Source organism: Kineococcus mangrovi (assembly GCF_041320705.1).
Classification (GTDB): domain Bacteria; phylum Actinomycetota; class Actinomycetes; order Actinomycetales; family Kineococcaceae; genus Kineococcus; species Kineococcus mangrovi.
In genome coordinates this window covers 1-1936 of record NZ_JBGGTQ010000020.1, presented here as the reverse complement: position 1 = coordinate 1936, position 1936 = coordinate 1, and the positions used below count along the sequence as shown (strand labels likewise).

Here is a 1936-nt window from a genome sequence, read left to right as displayed (position 1 = left end):
GTGGGTTCCCGGTGGCCGCGCCGTCGCACTCTGCGACTGCCACGAACACGCCTCCGAGGGGATGGGTCGGTGGAACGCTCTCGCCGGACGGCGGTGGAACCACCTCCGGACCCTCCTACGGCGCCAGTTCCCCGGCTGTGAGTTCTTCCGCGCTGCGGAGGTGCAAGAACGCGGAGCGCTACACCTGCACGTCGTGTTCTGGTCACCGACACCGGTGAGCGTCCATGCGCTGCAAGCCCTCGCGGCTGTCGCCGGGTTCGGCTGCAACACCCGGTGGGACGCCGCTGGCTCTGACGCGACCCGCTTCGCGGGGTACGTCTCGAAGTACGTCACCAAGGCCACGGACGACCGGGGAGAGGTCCCCTGGGACGTCCTCGACCCCGCCACCGGTGAGCTGGTTGAGTCCCGCGCGACGTTCCGCACCTGGTCGCAGTCCCGCGGCTTCGGCTGCACCATGCGCGCTCACACCGACGCCATCAGCGCTCAGCGCCGGCGCTTCGCCCTGGCTCTGGTTGCGGCGGGTGACTCGGTCAACGCCACGCACCCCGTCGCTGAGTCACGCGGGGCGGCTCGTGAAGGTGATCCGCTTCTGACGTGACCGCTGGGGCGTTCGACTGCTCAGCCCCGCACACCCCCTCCCGCTTCAGGGCGTAGTTCATGCGCCAGGAGCAGGTGGGGGTCTTCGTGCTGTCCAGGGTCGTCCTGGTGGCGTCTGATCGGCCGTCGGACAGGTCCTCATCGGCCCGGGGGCGTCTTCGCCGCCCGCCCGCGCGCACGCGCAGCGAGCACGGACGGACGGCGGAGGCGGCCGGGACCGCCTGAGCACCCCTCCGCTGCCTGTTCAGGCACCGCGGGGAGGGGCGGGGACCGCCTCTTGGCCCCCTCTTCTCACCAACTCAACAGCCCCCGCTGCGCGGAGCTGGTGACGTACCCTGAAAGCGCCTTCGGGCGGGACCACACACGACATGAACGGCGCGCGGTAGCCGACGCGCTGCCCGGGGAGAGCCCCGGGGATCCTTCTGACTCCCACGGCTACGCCCGCTCGACGGCTTCCATCCGTCGTGTGTGCCTGGGAGTCCTTGTGTCCTCTGCTGTCCCTGTTCCTCTGCCCTCGCCCCGTCTGTTCCACACCCCGCGACGTCGCGCGGTGATGAAGCTCGTGGGGCTGAACCCGGACGTCCTCTGGACCACTGGGTGGTCCTCGCTCGACGACCTCGACGACCTGGACGACGTCGACTTCGCCGCTGAGCGCGGCCAGACGGGTGGTTGTCCGGAGTGTCGCGCCCTCGGTTTGGATCACGAGGGGCAGGATCGCCCGTGAACGACGAAGACCCCCGGGGCTGGAACCCCAGGGGCCTTCTGAGCACTTGCGGTAGCCGCCGCTCGTGTCTCTCACCGACAGGAGATGTGAGCTCCCGTGGTTCCTTCCAGCGTACGTGCTGACGCTCCCTCTGTCCCTGCCTCCACGCCCAAGCGGTGGACGTGTCTGGGGTACGCCTCCTCGTCGTCCGCGCAGGCGCAGCTGGCCCGCCTGTCGTCGCGAGGCTGGACAGAGGTCGGGGAGCTCGCACACCCTGGTGGTCCCGATGGTCCGTGCCACAACCCGTTGCTGTTCTGGGATGGTCTCGAACGTCGGCCGGTGCTCCGCCGTTGTGCAGCGCATCGTTCGAAGCACTGCCCTCCCTGCGCCGCGACCTACCGCCGTCGGGTCCGCCGTGTGGCCGCCACAGGGTGCCTGGACCGCGCTGCCGCCGGTGGCTTCCTGGGCATGGCGACGTTCACCGCTCCTGGTGTCCCGGGTCACCGTCGGTGGGTTCCCGGTGGCCGCGCCGTCGCACTCTGCGACTGCCACGAACACGCCTCCGAGGGGATGGGTCGGTGGAACGCTCTCGCCGGACGGCGGTGGAACCACCTCCGGACCCTCCTACGGCGCCAG

General features: G+C 70.4%; 2 protein-coding genes. Both read left to right on the top strand.

Translation table 11 applies throughout. The features are described 5' to 3' along the window. The coding region (locus AB2L28_RS20730) for a rolling circle replication-associated protein (RefSeq protein ID WP_442490340.1) at positions 1-598 on the top strand (598 nt) is incomplete at its 5' end. A 549-nt stretch (positions 599-1147) separates the two neighbouring features. Continuing rightward, entirely contained in the window at positions 1148-1321 is a 174-nt protein-coding gene (locus AB2L28_RS20725) for a hypothetical protein (protein WP_370720897.1), read from the top strand. Positions 1322-1936: the final 615 nt, after the last annotated feature.